Source organism: Zavarzinia marina, from assembly GCF_021568905.1.
Taxonomy (GTDB): domain Bacteria; phylum Pseudomonadota; class Alphaproteobacteria; order Zavarziniales; family Zavarziniaceae; genus Zavarzinia; species Zavarzinia marina.
The window spans coordinates 63,606-81,379 of record NZ_JAKGSB010000009.1 but is presented as its reverse complement, the minus strand read 5'-3'; the positions used below and the strand labels follow the sequence as shown (position 1 = coordinate 81,379).

Genomic DNA, 17,774 nt, shown 5'->3' with positions numbered 1-17,774 from the left:
CGGCCGTCGACCTAGAATGCCGCCCAGCACCGAGGGGGGGAGGCATCATGGGACGCACGGCGGGATCCGCGTTCACACCGTTGACGATCGGCCCCCTGACGCTGCGCAACCGCTTCGTCAAATCGGGCGCCAACGAAGGGCGGAGCCGGGGCGGCCTGCCGACCGAGGCGCTGGTCGAACATCACCGCGCCGTGGCCGCCGGCGGCGTCGCGCTGACCACCGTCGCCTATTGCGCGGTGGCCGGGGACGGGCGGACCTTCGCCGACCAGATCTGCCTTCGGCCCGATGCCGTCCGCCCGCTCCGGGCCCTGACCGATGCCGTCCACCGCGAAGGGGCCGCCGTCGCCGCCCAGATCACCCATGGCGGCGCCTTCAGCTTCCTGAAGCCCGCCTCGGGCCTGCGCCCGGGCAGCGCCTCCGCCGGCTTCAATCCGACCGGGGCGCTGCACGGCATGCCCCTGAAGCGGGCCCTGTCGCCGGCCGAGCTGGAGACGATCGCCGACATCTTCGCCGCCGCCGCCCGGATCGCCGAGGAGGCGGGGTTCGACGCGGTCGAGATCCACATGGGCCACGGCTATCTCCTCAGCCAGTTCCTCTCGCCCGGGGAGAACCGGCGCGACGACGCATTCGGCGGCGACATGGAGGGGCGCGCCCGCTTCCCCCGCATGGTGCTGCGCCGGGTTCTCGACGCGGTCGGGGCCCGGATGGCGGTGATGTGCAAGATCGGCGTCTTCGAGGGCTATCGCGGCGGCAACGAGGGAGACGACGCCGCCCGGCTCGCTTCGCTCCTCGAGGCGGACGGGGCGCATATGCTGGTGCTGTCCGGCGGCATGAACGTCCAGGCGCCGTGGTGGATCTTCGGCTCGAAGATGCCGATCGCCGAGATGAAGGCGGCCGAGCCCGGCTTCGTCGGGCGCCGCGCCCTCGACATGCTGTCCCTGATGCAGCCGAGGGCCCTGGCCTTCCGCGAGATGTATTTCCGCGATCATTCCAGGAAGGTGCGGGCGGCGGTGCGCATGCCGCTCGGCTATCTGGGCGGGGTCAAGTCCCTGGCCAGCGTGGACGCCGCTCTTTCCGAGGACGGATTCGACGCCGTCGTGCTGGGACGCGCGCTGTTGCACGATCCGGCGCTGGTGGAGCGTTTCCGGACGGGAACGGCCGAAGCCTCGGGCTGCGACAGCTGCAACAGATGCGTCGCCACCATGCACGGGCCGTCCGGGACCCATTGCGTCCTTCATGCGCCGCCCGATGCCGCCCCCAATCAGCGTATCGCCGGCTAGCATCGGGCCCCGCCGCAATTCGATGGCCGGATGTCCCCGATCTGGGTTAAGCTCGTGGCCACACCGTGGCGGGGGCTGCGGAAAACCCGGCGTGGGGCATGCTTGGGGGCACCATTCCACTGGCGGCACGACGCGGGCCGGCCGAACGGCCGGTGCATCCCCGGTTTTGCCTCCCCCCGGTCTGGGTTGCCGGAGTAATGGGTCGTGTCGCTGCCTGATCTGGACTTGAACCGTCGCATCCTCGTGCTCTATGTCGGTGGCACCATCGGCATGCGCGCCTCGCCCGACGGGCTGGCGCCACAGCGCGACCTGCCGGCGGCGTTGGCCGCCCATCTCGGCCCCTGGGCGGAAAGCCTGCCGCTCTATTCGATCCAGTCCGCCGTCGACCCGATCGACAGTGCCGACGCGGCACCCGAGGACTGGCTGACCATCGCCCGCTTCATCGCCGAGCGTCACGGCCGCTACGACGGCTTCGTGGTGCTGCACGGTACCGACACCATGGCCTATACCGCCTCCGCGCTCGGCTTCATGCTGGCCGGGATCGACGTGCCCGTGATCCTGACCGGGGCCCAGGTCCCGCTGGAGGTCGAGGGATCGGACGCGCTTGAGAACGTCGTCTCGGCCCTGACCTTCGCCGCGTGTCCGTCGCTGGCCGGGGTCGGTCTCGCCTTCGACGGCGTGCTCTACCGGGGATGCCGGACGACCAAGGTCTCGTCCAGCGACTTCGCGGGTTTCGACAGCCCGAATCACCCGCCGATCGCCCGCCTGCTGCCGGTGCCGGCGATGGACCTCGCGGCCCTCCAGCGGCCCGACGGCACGGAACCGGGCTTCACCATTCCCGACCATCTCGATGCCCGGGTCCTTTCGCTCCGCGCGGTCCCCGGCCTGCCGACGGCGGTGCTCGACGCGATTCTCGACATGGCGCCCCAGGGGCTGATCGTCGAATGTTACGGCAGCGGCACGGTGCCCCGCCTGGACGGCCACATGCAGGTGTTCCTGGAACGGGCGGTGCGCCGGGGCATCGTCACCGTCGCCCTGAGCCAGGCGCTGCACGGCGGCATCCGGCTCGGCGCCTATGCCGCCGGTTCGGCATTGGCGCGGGCCGGCGTCATGGACGGCCGCGACATGACCTTCGAGGCGGCCTATACCAAGCTGCATTTCCTGCTGGCCCAGGATCTGCCCCCGGTGATGGCGCGGACCCTCTTCACCCGCAATCTGATCGGCGAGATCCGCGACTGACGTCGCCCCGTCCGCGCCTTTCCCTTCCCTCTTCCGCCGGGACGGCCCGGATGGTAACGCTGTTACCAACCTAAGAGGGGAGAGAAACGTGAAGACCCGTATCACCGAACTTCTCGGCATCGAGCATCCGATCGTCCAGGGCGGCATGCATTTCGTCGGCCTGGCACCGCTGGCCGGCGCCGTTTCCGCCGCCGGCGGCCTCGGCATCATCACGGCGCTGACCCAGAAGACGCCCGAACTGCTGGCCAAGGAAATCGCCAAGGCGCGGGAGATCACCGACAAGCCGGTGGGCGTGAACCTCACCTTCCTGCCGACCTTCGCCGATCCGCCCTATGACGAATATATCGACGCCATCATCGACGGCGGCATCCGCGTCGTGGAAACCGCCGGTCGCAGCCCCGAGAAATATCTGCCCAAGATGAAAGAGGCGGGGATCAAGGTCGTCCACAAATGCACCTCGGTCCGCCACGCCCTGAAGGCGGAGCGGATCGGCTGCGACGCCGTCTCGGTCGACGGTTTCGAATGCGGCGGCCACCCGGGCGAGGATGATGTGCCCAACATGATCCTGCTGCCCCGCGCGGCCGAGGAATTGAAGATCCCCTTCATCGCCTCGGGCGGCATGGCCGATGCGCGCAGCCTGGTCGCCGCCATGGCGCTTGGGGCCGAGGGCATCAACATGGGCACCCGCTTCATCGCGACGAAGGAAGCCCCGGTCCATGAGAACGTGAAGCAGGCCCTGGTCGCCGCCTCCGAGCTCGACACCCGCCTGATCATGCGTTCGCTGCGCAATACCGAGCGCGTGATCAACAACAGCGGCGTCGCCCGCATCCTGGAGATCGAGAAGGAAAAGGGCGCCGACCTTTCCATCGGCGACATCTACGACCAGGTGGCGGGCATCTATCCCAAGGTCATGATCGACGGCGACATGGAAGCGGGCGCCTGGAGCTGCGGCATGGTCGCCGGCCTGATCCATGACGTGCCGACGGTGAAGGAACTGGTCGAGCGCATCATGTCGGAAGCGGAAGCCCTGATCTCCAGGCGTCTCGCCGGCTTCCTGAACTGATCGCCGTCAATAGACTCGTCATCCCGGCGAAGGCCGGGATGACGGACTAGAAAGTTGGCAACGCGCAGCGAAAACCGACGTTGCTGGAACTGTCGCCCGGCGCGATCCCGATACGGGCCGCCGGGCGGTAGCGCAGGCAATATTCCCCGGCGCAGAGGAAGGAGCCGCCCTTGGCGGCGCGCAGTAGCCCGGCGCCACCTTCCCGGCAGCCGCAGCCGCCCCCCGCCCCCTCGAAGGGCGAGGCGGTCATTTCCCAGACATTGCCGATCATGTCGATAAAGCCGAGGCCGTTGGCGGGATAGAGCCCGACCGGCGCCGGCCCCGGCGTGCCGCGCGCGAAATACCAGGGGAAGGCCCCGGTCCAGACATGGGCCAGGAGCGAGCCGTCGGGCATGAAGCGATCGCCCCATGCATAGGGCGCGTCCGCGAGGCCGCCGCGCGCCGCCGCCTCCCATTCCGCCTCACTCGGCAGGCGCAGCCCGGCCCAGGCGCAATAGGCTTCGGCATCCGCGAGGCTGACATGGGTGACCGGGGCCGCCGGATCGACGCGAGAGGCGCTGCCCCTGCCCGAAGGCTCTCGCCACGAGGCCCCATCGACGAAGCGCCACCACTGCCCTGGATCGCGCAGGTCGACGGGGCCCGGCGTCATGGTGAACACGGCGGACCCCGGTCTTTCGCCCCGTTCAGCCGTGGTGACATGGCCGGTCGCGGCGACGAAGCGCGCGAAATCGGCATTCGTCACCGGCCGGCTGGCCAGGGCGAAACCCTCCACCCGGGCGAAACGGGCGGGCCGTTCCTCCGGGTAGTGATCGTCCGAACCCAGCCGGTAGTCGCCGGCCGGGACGGAAATGAAATCCCGATCGGGCGCCGCCATCAGATCTTGATGGCGATGCCGTCGACCAGACGCTTGGTCTCCAGCGGGCCGAAGGGCTCGTTGTCGATCCTGATCTCGACCTGGGTCAGCTCGCCCTGGAACGGATTATGTCCCTCGTAGAGCGTGGAGACCCGATTGCCGAGATCGGCGCCGAGCGAGAAGCCGTCGTAGGACATGGTGAGCACGCAATGCTCGAAGGTCTTTTCCGCCAGCTTGCGATCACCCAGATAGAGGGCGCCGCCGCCCTCGAACGGCCGCGCCGTCATGGTCTGGACATAGCGGAGTTGCAGCTTGCCCTCCGGCAGAACCTCGGTGCTCTCGATCCGGTCGACCCAGGGCGACATGTTCTGCTCGTAGATCAGGCGCCCTTCGTGGATGAAGAGGACATAGCCCGCGTGGCGCGAGCCGGCGGCGAAGAGAACGCCGTCGCCGGCCCCGGGCTTCCGCACCACGTCGACCACGAATTCATGGGAAAAGCCGAGGACCTGGGGCGCCACATGGGTGGCGATGCGGTCCATCGGCGGCTTGAGAATCCAATGGTTACGCTGGCCCCGGCGCTGGCGATCCTGGCCGAGCTTGATCACCAGATTGCGGTCGTCCAGCGGGAAGACGTTGAAGCGCGTGGCCGCCGCGTTCCACTTGTCCAGCAGTTCCTTCACCTTGTCCGGATTCTCGGCCGCGAGATCGGTCATCTCGTTGACCTCCTTCGAGAGATCATAGAGTTCCCAGGTGTCGTCGTCGTAGTCGCTGCCGCGTTCGTGGCGGGTGACCAGGCGCCAGTTGCCGTCCATATAGGCGCGCTGGCCGCCCAGTTCGAAATATTGCTCGGTCCTTGTGGGCGCCTTCGGATCGCCGAAGGTGGCGGCGATGCTGGCCCCTTCCAGCGGCTTCAGCTTGCGCCCCCGGTATTCCGCCGGACGTTCGATGCGCAGCGCCTCCATCACCGTCGGATAGAGGTCGATGACATGGACGAAGCGGTCGCGGATCTCGCCCCTCGCCGCGATGCCCTTCGGCCAGGACACGATGAAGGGATCGGCCACGCCGCCCAGATGGGTATATTGCTTGTAGAGCTTGAACGGCGTGTTCGAGGTGCAGGCCCAGCCGATCGGATAATGGGGGAAGGTCTCGTCCCCGCCCATGACGTCATGCAGCTTCGCCGCTTCCTCGACCGGAACCGGCCGGCCCAGTGCCGCCGCGAAGACGTTGGGCGTGCCGGTCTGCGTCCCCTCGGCCGAACCGCCATTGTCGGAGATCAGCATCACCAGGGTGTTGTCGCTCTCGCCCATCGCCTCGATCTCGTCGAGCAGGGTGCCGATCGCGGCGTCCAGCCTCGTGATCAGGCCGGCATAGACTTCCATGTAACGCGCATAGGTCCGCTTCTGGACCTCGCTCAACTCGTCCCAGGGCGACACGCCCGGCGCCAGCGGCGGCAGTTCCGTCGTCTCCGGCACCACGCCCAATTCACGCTGGCGCTTCAGACGCTCGGCACGGATGACGTCCCAACCCGCGTCATATCTGCCCTTATAGGCATCGCGGTCGGCCGCCGGCACCTGCAGCGGCGAATGGGCGGCCGGATAGGCGACCTGGAGGAAGAAGGGGCGGTCCGGCTCCAGCGCCTTCTGGGTGTGGACGTAAGCGATGGCGCGCTGCGACAGATCGTCGAGGACGTAATAGGACGCGTCCTTGGCCGGCTCCACCGGGGCGCGGCCCTCCAGCATTTCCGACGGGTGGTAATAGTCGGTGGAATGGCCCTGGAACCAATAGGCGCGCTCGAAGCCCCGGCTGGTCGGCCAATTGTAATAGGGCCCGGCGGCACCGTTGGAATGGGCGACATTGACATGCCATTTGCCGACATGAAGCGTGGCCCAGCCCTTGTCCTGCAGCACTTCCGCCATGGTCGCGGCGTCGAGGGTCATGTCGCCGCGATAGCCGGGATAACCGGCGTCGAGATCGGCCAGCCAGCCCATGCCGGCCGAATGATGATTGAGCCCGGTCATCAGCGACGCCCGCGTCGGCGAGCACATGGCGGTGGTCCGGAAATTGGTGTAGCGCAGGCCCCGCGCCGCCAGCTTGTCGAGATTGGGGGTCGCGATCTCGCTGCCGTAGCAGCCGAGATCGGCGAAGCCGACGTCGTCGAGCACGATGACGACGAGATTGGGCGAATCCGCCGCCGGCGCCGTCAGGGTCTCGTAGGACGGCCGCGAATCGGCGAAGGATTCAGCGATCTGGGCCGGTCCGCCCTCCACCGCCTCGGGCGTGCGCAGCTTGCGCGCCGTCCGGTCGAGCGCAACGAAGCCCGCGCCGGCCCCGCCGGCGACCACGGCGCCCCCGGCCGCGCCGATGAGCAGCGAGCGGCGGTCCAGGCCGCGGCGCATCTTGTCCTTGTCAGCCATTCTTTCCTCCCTGGCCACCCCGTCGCCGGCATCCGCCGGTCGCGCGGTGTTTTAATGCAGACGATTATATCCAACTGGCCAGTCGCGCGGCACTGCCCGATATGGGCAGCCCCGCGCGGCCGAGACCCTACTTAAGGGCGCGGGGGGCTGGCACCCGCGGCGCATTGGTGCAAGGCTTGGGGCCTGTTGGTACCGCAGCAAGGAGGTCATGGGCCGCCATGGCTACCGAAGGCGTCGTCATCGCCGTGCGGGGTGCCGTGGTCGACGTCCGTTTCGACGCCGGCCCGCTGCCCCCGCTGCATACGGGTCTCATCGTGCATTGGGACCGGCCCGAACCCCTCGTGCTCGAAATCCACGGCCATGCCGATACCGAGACGGTGCGCGCCATCGCCCTTCGCGCCACCGCCGGCCTCGCCCGGGGCGCCGGGGTCACCGCCACCGGCCAGCCGATCCAGGTCCCGGTCGGCCCCGCCGTTCTCGGCCGCCTGCTCGACGTGCTCGGCAATGCCGGCGACGATGGCCCGGCATTGCCTGCCGATGTGCCGCGCCGGGGCATCCACCACGCGCCCCCGGCCCTGCGCGATGCCACCGGCAGTGCCGCCGTGTTCGAGACCGGGATCAAGGTGATCGACCTGCTCGCCCCCCTGGCCCAGGGCGGCAAGGCGGCCATGTTCGGCGGTGCCGGTGTGGGCAAGACCGTGCTGGTGATGGAACTGATCCACGCCATGGTCGAGAAATATCGGGGCACTTCCGTCTTCGCCGGCATCGGCGAACGCTCGCGCGAGGGCCACGAACTGCTGACCGAGATGCGCGGGTCCGGCGTCCTGGAACGCACCGTCCTGGTCTATGGCCAGATGAACGAGCCGCCGGGTGCGCGCTGGCGCCTGCCCCAGACGGCGCTGACCATCGCCGAATATTTCCGGGACGAGAAGCGCCAGAACGTCCTCCTCCTCATGGACAATATCTTCCGTTTCGTCCAGGCCGGGGCGGAGGTCTCCAGTCTCCTCGGCCGGCTGCCGTCCCGTGTCGGCTATCAGCCGACCCTGGCGACCGAGGTCGCGGCGCTGGAAGAGCGGATCGCCTCGGTCGCGGGGGCGTCGGTCACGGCGATCCAGGCGGTCTATGTCCCGGCCGACGACTTCACCGATCCCGCCGTCACGGCGATCTCCAGCCATATGGACAGCACCATCATGCTGTCGCGCGGACTGGCCGCCGAAGGCTTCTATCCCGCCGTCGATCCTCTCGCCTCGTCCTCTGTCCTGCTCGATCCCCTGGTGGTCGGGGCGGAGCATTACCGGATCGCGGAACAGGCGCGGGAGGTGCTGGCGCGTTTCGCCGAATTGCGCGACGTCATCGCCCTTCTCGGGGTCGAGGAACTGGGCGCCGCCGACCGCCTTGTGGTGAAGCGCGCGCGCCGCCTGCAACGGTTCCTCAGCCAGCCCTTCGCCGTGACCGAAGCCTTCACCGGCCAGCCCGGCCGCAGCGTGCCCCGCGCCGACACCTTGGCCGGATGCGCCGCGATCCTGTCCGGCGAGGCGGACGATTGGGCCGAAAGCTCCCTCTATATGGTCGGCACGCTGGACGAGGCCCGCGCCAAGGAGGACGCCGCCACCAAGAAGGGACAGGCTGCATGATCCCCGCCGCGGATGTTTCGCCCCTCACCCCAACCCTCTCCCCAGAGGGGCGAGGGGGCAGACCCAGCTCTGACCGGACTCCCTCGCCCCGCCTGCGGGGAGAGGGTTGGGGTGAGGGGTGGATCGGACGTGAGGGGTGGACGCCATGAGGCTGCGCATCGTCACCCCCCTCGCCGTCGTCGTCGATGCGACCGACGTCCGTTCCGTCCGGGCGGAGGATGAATCCGGCGCCTTCGGCGTCCTGCCGCGCCACGCCGATTTCCTCACCGCGCTCACCCTCGGCGTCGTCACCTGGACCGGCCGGGACGGGGCGCGCCATCATTGCGCCGTCCGCCGGGGCATCCTGTCGGTCGAAGGCGGCGACGCGGTGGCGGTCACGACGCGGGAGGCGGTGCCGGGCGACGATCTCGAAACCCTGCACGAGACGGTGATGGCGCGGTTCCGGGCCGACGACGAGGCGGAACGCATGGAACACGTCGAAGCGACGCGCCTGCATCTGAACGCCATCCGCCAGATCATGGCCCACCTTCGTCCCGAGCGACCACTATGAACGCCGTCCCGCGCCTGCCCGAACCGGACGACGACGATTCCCTGCTGGGCGCGCTCCGCCGCCACGGCGAGCGTCACGCGAGGCACAGGGCGGGTGACGAATCGGCCCTGCGCCGGCTGGCCCAGGTCGGCGTCCTCGGCTGGATGATCGTGGTGCCGACTCTGGGCGGGCTGTTCCTCGGACGCTGGCTGGACGGGCGCTTTCAGTCCGGCCTGTTCTGGACCGGCGGGCTTTTGATGGTCGGCCTCGCCATCGGCTGCTGGTCGGCCTGGCGCTGGGTGAAGAAGGCCTGACCATGGACGGCATGACCACCATTGCGAATGGCGATCCGCTACTGACCGTGCTGGTCCTCGTGGCGGCATTGGTCGGCGGGGTGCTGGCGGGCGTACTCTATTTCAAGGGTCTGCTGTGGCAGGTGCGGCGCTATTCGGCGGGCGGGCGCCTGCCGTCGCTGCTCGGCCTTATGGCACTGCGCTTCCTTCTGCTGGCCGGGATGCTGGGGGCGGCCGCCTTCGCCGGGGCCCTGCCGCTGCTGGTCGCCGTTCTCGGCGTCATGGCCGGGCGCTTTCTCGTGATGCGCCGGGTGCGGGAGATGCCGACATGACCTCGCCCCTCGAAAGCACCGCGCTGTTCCACCTGGGCCCGGTGCCGATCACCGGCGCCGTTCTGGTCACCTGGGCCATCATGGCGCTGCTGGTCGGCGGCGGGTTGATCGTCCGCCTGCGCCTGTCGCCGCGCCCCGGGCGGGTGCAGGCGGTCGCGGAACTGCTGGTCGACGTGATGGACGATCAGATCCGCGAGACCATGCGGGTGGCGCCGCCGCGCTATCGCGCCTTCATCGGCACGCTCTTCGTCTTCATCCTGACCGCCAATTGGTCGTCCCTGGTGCCTGGCGTGGAACCGCCGACCGCCAAGCTGGAAACCGATGCGGCGCTGGCGCTGCTGGTCTTCCTGTCGGTCATCTGGTTCGGCGTGCGGGCCGGCGGCGTCGGCGGCTATCTGGCCAGTTTCTCCACCCCCAACCCGGTGATGATCCCCCTCAACGTCATCGAGAGCGTGACGCGCAGCTTCTCCCTGCTGGTCCGCCTGTTCGGCAATGTGATGAGCGGGGTCTTCGTCATCGGCATCGTGCTTTCGCTCGCCGGGCTTCTGGTGCCCATTCCCCTGATGGCCCTCGACCTGCTCACGGGGGCCGTGCAGGCCTATATCTTCGCCGTCCTCGCCATGGTGTTCATCGCCGAAACCGTGGGCGAGGCCGGGCATGTATCCGCGAAAAATGAGGATCGATCATGAACTGGCTCGCCTTCGTCAGCATCATTGGCGCGGCCCTTGCCGTCAGCTTCGGCGCCATCGGCCCGGCCCTGGCCGAGGGTCGCGCCGTCGCCGCCGCCATGGACGCCATCGCCCGCCAGCCCGAGGCGGCGAACACCATCTCGCGCACGCTCTTCGTCGGCCTCGCCATGATCGAGACCATGGCGATCTACTGTCTGGTGATCGCCCTTCTGCTGCTGTTCGCCAACCCCCTGCTCGGCTGACCATGACCATCGACTGGTGGACGCTGGCGATCCAGACGATCAATGTCCTGATCCTGGTCTGGCTGCTGGCGCGCTTCTTCTGGCGCCCCGTGGCCGCCATGATCGAGGAGAGGCGCCAGACCGCCGCCCGCATCCTCGACGACGCCGAAAAGAAACGCGCCGAAGCCGAGGCGGCCGAGAAGGCCGTGGCCGAGACCCGCGCCGGCTTCGCCGCCGAGCGCGACACGCTGCTGGAGGCCGCAAGGGCCGAAGCAGAAAGCCTGCACAGGAAGCGCCTGGCCGAGGCGGACAGGGACGCCGCCGCCCGCATCGCCAAGGCCGAAGCCGCCGCCCGCGACGCCCATCAGGCGGAGGAACGCGCCTGGTTCGACCGCGCCGGCGACCTGGCGCTATCGATCGCCGGGCGCCTGGCCGGCCGGCTGGACCCTGCCGTGATCGCGGCCGCCTTCCTCGACGGTCTGGTCGCCGAGATCGCCCGCCTGCCCGACGCGGCCAAGGCTGCGGCCGCCTTGCCCGAAGCCGAACTCGAACTGGTCAGCGCCGCCCCCCTCGGTCCCGCCCTGGCCGAGACGGCACAGCAGCGGCTGCGCGAGGCGCTGGGCACCACGGCCGCCCTGAACCTCCGCGTCGATGCCGCGCTGATCGCCGGCTTCGAGCTGCATGGGCCGCATTTCGTCGTCGGCAACAATTGGCGGGAGGATCTCGCCCGTATCGGCCAGGAGTTGCGTCATGACCGCCGATCGTGAACACAAGGGCCCGGACGGTTGGCTGGCCGGGGCCCAGGCCCGCGTCGCCGCCGCCGACCTCGGCCCCCATGCCGAACAGATCGGCCGGGTGGAGAGCATCGCCGACGGCATCGCCATGGTCTCCGGCCTGCCGGACGTGCGGCTGGACGAATTGCTGCGCTTCGACAAGGGCCAGTTCGGCTATGCCCAGGTGCTGGAGCCCGATCGTGTCGGCTGCGTGCTGCTCGACGGCGTCGACACGATCGAGGCCGGCGACCGCCTGCATGGCACCGGCGACGTGCTGCGCGTGCCGGTCGGCCCCGCCCTGCTCGGCCGGGTGGTCGATCCCCTGGGCCGCCCGCTGGACGGGGCGGGCCCGATCGAGAGCGACGAACATTCGCCGATCGAACGCCCCGCCCCCGCCATCATCGAACGCGATCTCGTCACCCAGCCGGTGCAGACCGGAACCCTGGTGGTCGATACGCTCTTCGCCCTCGGCCGGGGCCAGCGCGAGCTGATCATCGGCGATCGCGCCATCGGCAAGACCACCATCGCCATCGATACGATCATCAGCCAGCGCGGCAGCGACATCACCTGCGTCTATGTCGCCATCGGCCAGAAGACCGCCTCTGTCCGCCGCGCCATCAACGCCATCCGTACCTTCGGGCGGATGGAGCGTTGCATCGTGGTCGTCGCCGAAGCCGCCGCGCCCCCGGGCATGCAGTGGATCGCGCCCTTCGCCGGGCTTTCCATGGCGGAATGGTTCCGCGACCGCGGCCAGCACGCGCTGATCGTGCTCGACGACCTCAGCAAGCACGCCGCCAGCCACCGCGAGATCGCGCTCCTCACCCGCCAGTCGCCGGGGCGCGAAGCCTATCCGGGCGACGTCTTCTACGTCCACGCCAGGATGCTGGAACGGGCCGCCAAACTGTCGCCGGCCAAGGGCGGCGGCTCCCTGACGGCGCTGCCGATCGCCGAGACCGATGCCGGCAATCTCTCCGCCTATATCCCGACCAATCTGATCTCCATCACCGACGGCCAGATCGTGCTCGACGCCCGCCTGTTTCACGAGGGCCAGAAGCCGGCCGTCGACGTCGGCACCAGCGTCAGCCGGGTGGGCGGCAAGACCCAGGCCCATGCCTTGCGCAAGGTCGCGGAATCGCTCCGCCTCGATTACGCGCAATTCCTCGAGCTGGAAATGTTCACGCGCTTCGGCGGCATGCCGGATCCCCGCGTGCGCGATCAGTTGAACCATGGCGCGCGCATCCGTGCCCTCCTGGCCCAGCCCCAGCACGCGCCGCTCCGCCTCGCCGATCAGGTGGCCCTGGTGCTGGCGCTTCAGGCCGGATTGCTGGATGGTGTCGCGACCGGCGATCTCGACGGCTTTCGCCGGGGGCTTTCCGCCCTGCTCGACGCCCAGGCCGGCGACATCGTCGCCCGTATCGAGGCGACGGGCGATTTCGCCGACGGCGATCGCGAACGCCTGCGCGACCTGCTCGCCGCCCATCTGACACCGAAGGCGGGACCGTGAGCGGCCGTCTCGCGGACATCGGCGCCCGCATCGACGGCATCGCCCAATTGGGCATGGTGGTGAACGCCATGCGCGGCATCGCCGCCGCCAGGGCGCAGCAGGCGCGCGGCCAGGTGGCGGCCATCGATGCCCATGCCGCCCTCATCGCCGGCGCCATCGGCCGCGCGCTTTCCCTGACCCCCGCGGGCCCGCCCCCGGCGCAGGAGACGGGGCGGCCGGTGCTGATCCTGTTCTGCGCCGAACAGGGTTTCGCCGGCACCTTCAACGAGAAGATCCTGGATGCGGTGGCGGGGGAGGCGGCGGGGGCCGATCTCTTCCTCGTCGGCTCGCGCGGCATGGCGTTGGCGACGGAACGCGGCCTGCGCCCGCGCTGGACCCAGGCCATGCCCGCCCATTCGCCGGCCATCCCGAAGCTGGCGGCCCATATCGTCGCCACCCTGGAAGCGCCGATCGCGGCGGGCACGGTGACGCGGCTCGACGCCGTCTTCGCCGTCTGGCGCCCCTCGGGCGGCACGGTCCTGGAGCGCCGGCGCCTGCTGCCCTTCGACTTCGGCGCCTTCCCGGTCTCGGCGGCGCCCCCGCCCCTGGTGCAGATCCCGCCCGAACGGCTGCTGGCGGCATTGGCCGACGATTACGTCCACGCCCAGCTCTCGGCCGCCGCCCTTCATGCCTTCGCCGCCGAGAACGAGGCGCGCATGGAAGCCATGGCCAATGCCCGCAGCCAGATCGAACGGCAATTGGCCGACCTGCGGGCCACGCGACGGCGCATCCGCCAGGAAGAGATCACGGCGGAAATCATCGAGCTTTCGGCGGGCGAAACCGCCGCGCGGGGCTGAGAGAGAGAGAGAGAGAGAGAGAGAAAGAGAAAGAAGACCCCGGATCAGGGCCCGAAGATGCGATCCCGACGCTCACGCTTCCTGAAGATCACCAGGAACAGCATGCCGAGCAGGCCGAAAAGGACGACGCCGGGCAGACGCAGCACGGTCATGACGCCGGGGTTCCAGATCTCCGGCATCGAATAGGCACTGACGGCATTGCCGACGGCGATGAAACTGTCGTTGTCCATCGCGGCCCACAATTCGCCGAGACCCATCAGGACGAATTCACCGCGCTCCAACATGGCCATGGCATCGGCACCCAAACACATCAGCGCCAGTGCGATCATGGTCCAGCCCAACAACCGACCGACCATACCGATCCGCCTCCCCGCTGCCCGCCGTATCATGACAAGGCGGTCAGGCAACCTCAACAATGGGGCGAGAATAGGGCTCCCCCCACCCCGAACCGGGATCGGCGCGGGCCGGGCCCGGCACCGGGCCGGCGCCACCGCCGACCAGTTGCATGCCCGCCCGACTTCTGTATATTGCGGCCCTCGCCGGCGGATCCGCGGATTCCCGGCCCTGCGGAGGGGTGGCCGAGTGGTTTAAGGCGCACGCCTGGAAAGTGTGTATACGGGAAACCGTATCGTGAGTTCGAATCTCATCCCCTCCGCCATTATCTTGTAGCGAACCCGAGATGAGGCTCCCGTTGGCGGCCTTTTTCTTTTTGTTTCAAAGGCGCTTAGCCGAGATGCCCGAACCTCGGAGACTGGCGCCGGGTCCAATTTCCGTCTCCGAACAGCCCTCCGTCTCTAACCGAGCGAACCTCGTCCGGCCCGGTTGGGCTTCGCGAAGGCCAGCGTTTCCAACGGGTTTCGCAGGTCGCTCGACAGTGGATTCAGCGGGCGTTCTTCCGGTTGGCGTGGCCGCCGGGGAAACACACGGTAGGCATATTCGGGGGAAGCCGTGCGCAGCCCGTCGTTATGCTGGGGATCAAGGACCCGATGGTTCTTTGACTTTCGATGACAAATGGCCGCGACGTCAGTAGCCTGGCCTAATGTCGAGCGAGCATTGGACCGATGAGGAGAACGATCTGATCGTCGCGGATTACTTCGCGATGCTGGCCGACGACGTCTTCGGACGCCCGTACAGCAAGGCGGAGCATCGCCGCACGCTCCTGCCGTTGCTGAACGGCCGTTCGGAGGGATCGATCGAGTTCAAGCACCAGAACATCAGCGCGGTTCTGAAGGGGCTCGGCGAGGACTGGATCCCCGGCTACAAGCCTGCGTTCAATTTCCAAATGTCGCTCGTCGACGCGGTGGTACGGTGGTTGGCAATAAACCCCGCGTGGCTCGGCCGTCTGCCAGACTCGCGCCCGGCGACGGGTCTTGAAGAATCCGCACCGATCTGGATCGGCCCACCCCCGACGCTGTCGAACCAGCCGCCACCGCAGGAGCTGGAGCAGATGCTGCACATCGCTCGGAAGTTCGATGTGGCAGGCCGGGACGAGCGCAACCGCGCCCTCGGCCGCGCCGGCGAGGAGCGCGTTCTGGCGCATGAGTGGGCATCGCTACGGTCGGCGGGGCGTGATGACTTGGCGCGGAAGGTGCGTTGGGTTTCCGAGGAGGACGGGGATGGCGCGGGCTATGATATCGCGAGTTTCGCGCCAGATGGTCAGGCGCGCTTGATCGAGGTGAAGACGACGAACGGGTGGGAACGGACGCCCTTCCACATCACCCGCAATGAGCTTGCGGTGGCAGACGAGCGCCGATCCGAATGGCGCTTGTTCCGGCTTTGGAACTTCTCGCGTGAGCCGAGGGCCTTCGAACTGTATCCGCCGCTCAATGCCCACGTCACACTCACGGCCACAGCATTCGTGGCAGGCTTCCATTGATGGCAGGGCGCCGGCGCGCTCAGTCAAAAACCATGTCCATCTGCTCCACCCACGGCCGATCGGCGACCGAAACAAGGTCGTTCAACGACAGCGCCGGTGGGACGCGCCTGATGACGAGGTGTTCAAGCACCTCGGGTGACAGATAGGCGAGCCGCATCATTCGGCTCACGAACCGGTCGGAGACCTTCTCGGCAGAGGCGATATCCTGAATGGTGGAAGCGGCACCGGATTCCAGCTGCCGCCGCCAGTTCCAAGCGCGGGCGATGGCGCGCAGCACATGAGGGTCTTGCGACCGGCCGTCCCGGACCGTCACCTCATCGGGCGGGAGGATCTTCGGCCGCCCATTGCGTTTGCGGATCGTCAGGGGGATGACGACGCGGATGGTGTTCGTCGTGTCGGTCATGCGCGGGCCTCCGTCTGGCGGGGGGCCATCATGTCACGCAGGACCGAGCCCAGCCCCTCGTGGCGCAGATCGACGGCGATGCCGTCTTCGCCGACGGTCACCCGCTCGACCAGAAGCTGGACGATGCGGGATTGCTCCGCCGGGTAGAGCGCCGCCCAGAGCTGGTCGAACTCGCCGAGCGCCGTGACGACCGCCTGCTCGTCGACGTCCGGGCTCTCGTCTCGCAGGGCCTTGATGGTTCGAGCCGCGATCTCGGGCGCGCGGATCATGCGGCGGATTTCGCCGACGACGGCGTCCTCGACCATGCCGGCGGGCAAGCGCAGCGGGCCCGAGGCGTCGCCGGTCGGGCGGTTTCGGATCAGGTCCATGGACGCGTAGTAGCGGTAGAGGCGCGTGCCCTTCTTCGTCGCCGTCGGCGTCATCGCCGTGCCCGTCTCGGTGAAGATGATCCCCTTCAGCAGAGCCGGCGTCTGGCGGCGGGTGTTCTTCGCCCGCAGGCGCGGGCTCTCTTGCAGGATGCTGTGAACCTTGTCCCACAGGACCTGATCGATGATGGCTTCGTGCTCGCCGGGATAGGCCGTGCCCTTATGCACGGCTTCGCCCAGGTAGACCCGGTTGTTGATCAGTTTGTAGAGGAAGCCCTTGTCGATCGGCTTGCCGCGCTTGTTTAGCACGCCTTCAGCCGCGAGCGCTTTGGCCAGCGTCGTGGCGGAGCCGATGGCGACGAACCGCTCGAAGATCATCCGGACCGTCGCGGCCTCGGCCTCGTTGACCACGAGCTTGCGGTCGCGTACGTCGTAGCCCAGCGGGACGTGACCGCCCATCCACATGCCGCGCTTGCGGGATGCCGCGACCTTGTCGCGGATGCGCTCGCCGATCACCTCCCGCTCGAACTGCGCGAAGCTGAGGAGGATGTTCAGGGTCAGGCGGCCCATCGAGGTCGTGGTGTTGAACGACTGCGTGACCGAAACGAAAGTCACCTGATTGCGGTCGAAGATCTCGACCAACTTGGCGAAGTCCATCAGCGAGCGCGACAGCCGGTCGATCTTGTAGACCACGATCACATCGATCAGACCGGCTTCGACGTCCTGAATGAGACGCTTCAAGCCGGGGCGCTCCAGCGTGCCGCCGGAGAAGCCGCCGTCATCGTAGCGTTCGCGAATGGTGGCCCAGCCTTCCGCCTTCTGGCTCGTCACAAAGGCCTCGCAAGCCTCGCGCTGGGCGTCGAGGCTGTTGAACTCCATGTCGAGCCCTTCCTCGCTCGACTTGCGGGTATAGATGGCGCAGCGCTGGCGGCGCGGAACGACCGCGACGGCTTCCTGATGACGGCTCATCGGTCGTCCCTCCGCGCCTCGCGTAGGCCGAAGAAGCGATAGCCGTTCCACTGCGTGCCGGTAATCGCCCGCGCCACCGCCGACAGCGACTTGAACTTGCGCCCCTGCCAGTCGAAGCCGTCCTTCATCACTGTGACGGTATGCTCCACCCCGTTCCATTCACGCACGAGGCGGGTGCCGAGCACCGGGTTGCGGGGATCCGCGATGATCGTCTTGCGCCCGGCCCGGCCCTCGATTTCGTCAGCCAGCAAGTCCAGCGTCCGCCGCGTCTCGCGCGAGAGCCCGCCGAGGGTCAGTTCCTGGACCCGGTAGCCGAGCCTCAGCTCAAGGTAACTGCGGCTGTTGTTCGGAGCGGGCGTGCCGAAGAGGCTTTCCCACTTCGCCTTCAGCTCAACCACCGTCATTCGCTTCAGCGCCGCAAGCTGTGTGACCACGCTCGCGTCCGCCGCGTCGCGTTCGCCCGCCCGCCATGGCGTAGCGTCAGTCTTTCTCTTTGTTCCT

Annotated in this window: 19 protein-coding genes and 1 tRNA gene; 14 read left to right on the top strand and 6 right to left on the bottom strand. The window is 68.3% G+C overall.

The features are described from left to right. The first annotated feature begins 80 nt into the window (after positions 1 to 80). The 3 genes from L2U69_RS18335 to L2U69_RS18325 all read left to right on the top strand — a co-directional run bounded on the left by L2U69_RS18335 (position 81) and on the right by L2U69_RS18325 (position 3,582). Positions 81 to 1,280: an NADH:flavin oxidoreductase gene (locus tag L2U69_RS18335; protein ID WP_236108577.1), complete on the top strand. Its 1,200-nt coding sequence runs from the start codon at positions 81 to 83 to the stop codon at positions 1,278 to 1,280. A 204-nt stretch (positions 1,281 to 1,484) separates the two neighbouring features. Further along, positions 1,485 to 2,519, top strand: a complete 1,035-nt coding sequence (locus tag L2U69_RS18330) for an asparaginase (protein ID WP_236108576.1) — start codon at positions 1,485 to 1,487, stop codon at positions 2,517 to 2,519. 88 nt (positions 2,520 to 2,607) lie between these two features. Then, positions 2,608 to 3,582: an NAD(P)H-dependent flavin oxidoreductase gene (locus tag L2U69_RS18325; protein WP_329605427.1), complete on the top strand. Its 975-nt coding sequence runs from the start codon at positions 2,608 to 2,610 to the stop codon at positions 3,580 to 3,582. Positions 3,583 to 3,628: 46 nt separating this feature from the next. Here the strand turns inward: L2U69_RS18325 and L2U69_RS18320 are convergent, their stop codons facing one another. Together L2U69_RS18320 and L2U69_RS18315 are read right to left on the bottom strand one after the other, a co-directional pair. Beyond that, positions 3,629 to 4,456, bottom strand: coding sequence for a formylglycine-generating enzyme family protein (locus L2U69_RS18320; RefSeq protein ID WP_236108575.1), 828 nt, complete (start codon positions 4,454 to 4,456; stop codon positions 3,629 to 3,631). Beyond that, positions 4,456 to 6,849 (bottom strand): arylsulfatase, encoded by a 2,394-nt coding sequence (locus tag L2U69_RS18315; protein WP_236108574.1) that lies wholly within the window; start codon positions 6,847 to 6,849, stop codon positions 4,456 to 4,458. The genes L2U69_RS18320 and L2U69_RS18315 overlap by 1 nt, the downstream gene beginning before the upstream one ends. A gap of 218 nt (positions 6,850 to 7,067) precedes the next feature. On the opposite strand from L2U69_RS18315, the gene atpD reads away from it, so the two are divergent. The 9 genes from atpD to L2U69_RS18270 all read left to right on the top strand — a co-directional run bounded on the left by atpD (position 7,068) and on the right by L2U69_RS18270 (position 13,660). Beyond that, positions 7,068 to 8,483 carry a F0F1 ATP synthase subunit beta gene (atpD, locus tag L2U69_RS18310; RefSeq protein ID WP_236108573.1) on the top strand — a complete coding sequence of 472 codons (1,416 nt, stop codon included), beginning with the start codon at positions 7,068 to 7,070 and terminating at the stop codon, positions 8,481 to 8,483. A gap of 145 nt (positions 8,484 to 8,628) precedes the next feature. Beyond that, a complete protein-coding gene (locus L2U69_RS18305) occupies positions 8,629 to 9,033 on the top strand; it encodes a F0F1 ATP synthase subunit epsilon (RefSeq protein ID WP_236108572.1) in 405 nt (134 codons plus the stop codon). Beyond that, a complete protein-coding gene (locus L2U69_RS18300; protein WP_236108571.1) occupies positions 9,030 to 9,326 on the top strand; it encodes an AtpZ/AtpI family protein in 297 nt (98 codons plus the stop codon). The genes L2U69_RS18305 and L2U69_RS18300 overlap by 4 nt, the downstream gene beginning before the upstream one ends. A 2-nt stretch (positions 9,327 to 9,328) precedes the next feature. Next, positions 9,329 to 9,637 carry an ATP synthase subunit I gene (locus L2U69_RS18295; protein ID WP_236108570.1) on the top strand — a complete coding sequence of 103 codons (309 nt, stop codon included), beginning with the start codon at positions 9,329 to 9,331 and terminating at the stop codon, positions 9,635 to 9,637. After that, entirely contained in the window at positions 9,634 to 10,326 is a 693-nt protein-coding gene (locus L2U69_RS18290) for a F0F1 ATP synthase subunit A (RefSeq protein ID WP_236108569.1), read from the top strand. Before L2U69_RS18295 ends, L2U69_RS18290 begins: the two co-directional genes overlap by 4 nt. Next, entirely contained in the window at positions 10,323 to 10,568 is a 246-nt protein-coding gene (locus L2U69_RS18285) for a F0F1 ATP synthase subunit C (protein ID WP_236108568.1), read from the top strand. The genes L2U69_RS18290 and L2U69_RS18285 overlap by 4 nt, the downstream gene beginning before the upstream one ends. A 2-nt stretch (positions 10,569 to 10,570) precedes the next feature. Beyond that, on the top strand, positions 10,571 to 11,314 hold the full coding sequence (locus L2U69_RS18280; protein ID WP_236108567.1) for a F0F1 ATP synthase subunit B family protein: 744 nt from the start codon (positions 10,571 to 10,573) through the stop codon (positions 11,312 to 11,314). After that, entirely contained in the window at positions 11,298 to 12,824 is a 1,527-nt protein-coding gene (locus tag L2U69_RS18275; protein ID WP_236108566.1) for a F0F1 ATP synthase subunit alpha, read from the top strand. Before L2U69_RS18280 ends, L2U69_RS18275 begins: the two co-directional genes overlap by 17 nt. Then, positions 12,821 to 13,660, top strand: a complete 840-nt coding sequence (locus L2U69_RS18270; protein WP_236108565.1) for a F0F1 ATP synthase subunit gamma — start codon at positions 12,821 to 12,823, stop codon at positions 13,658 to 13,660. The genes L2U69_RS18275 and L2U69_RS18270 overlap by 4 nt, the downstream gene beginning before the upstream one ends. Before the next feature lie 44 nt (positions 13,661 to 13,704). On the opposite strand, the gene L2U69_RS18265 is transcribed toward L2U69_RS18270, so the two are convergent. Next, positions 13,705 to 14,016 (bottom strand): hypothetical protein, encoded by a 312-nt coding sequence (locus L2U69_RS18265; protein ID WP_236108564.1) that lies wholly within the window; start codon positions 14,014 to 14,016, stop codon positions 13,705 to 13,707. A 212-nt stretch (positions 14,017 to 14,228) separates the two neighbouring features. Between L2U69_RS18265 and L2U69_RS18260 the strand changes: the two genes are divergently transcribed. After that, positions 14,229 to 14,318: transfer RNA gene (locus L2U69_RS18260), tRNA-Ser, on the top strand. Positions 14,319 to 14,699: 381 nt separating this feature from the next. After that, entirely contained in the window at positions 14,700 to 15,536 is an 837-nt protein-coding gene (locus L2U69_RS18255; RefSeq protein ID WP_236108563.1) for a DUF3883 domain-containing protein, read from the top strand. A gap of 19 nt (positions 15,537 to 15,555) precedes the next feature. Here the strand turns inward: L2U69_RS18255 and L2U69_RS18250 are convergent, their stop codons facing one another. The 3 genes from L2U69_RS18250 to L2U69_RS18240 are packed head-to-tail and all read right to left on the bottom strand — an operon-like array spanning position 15,556 to position 17,707. Beyond that, entirely contained in the window at positions 15,556 to 15,939 is a 384-nt protein-coding gene (locus tag L2U69_RS18250) for a hypothetical protein (RefSeq protein ID WP_236108562.1), read from the bottom strand. Beyond that, positions 15,936 to 17,273, bottom strand: coding sequence for a recombinase family protein (locus L2U69_RS18245; RefSeq protein ID WP_236108561.1), 1,338 nt, complete (start codon positions 17,271 to 17,273; stop codon positions 15,936 to 15,938). Before L2U69_RS18245 ends, L2U69_RS18250 begins: the two co-directional genes overlap by 4 nt. Next, complete coding sequence (locus L2U69_RS18240) at positions 17,270 to 17,707, bottom strand: DUF2924 domain-containing protein (RefSeq protein WP_236108560.1); 438 nt, start codon at positions 17,705 to 17,707, stop codon at positions 17,270 to 17,272. The genes L2U69_RS18245 and L2U69_RS18240 overlap by 4 nt, the downstream gene beginning before the upstream one ends. Between the last annotated feature and the right edge of the window lie 67 nt (positions 17,708 to 17,774).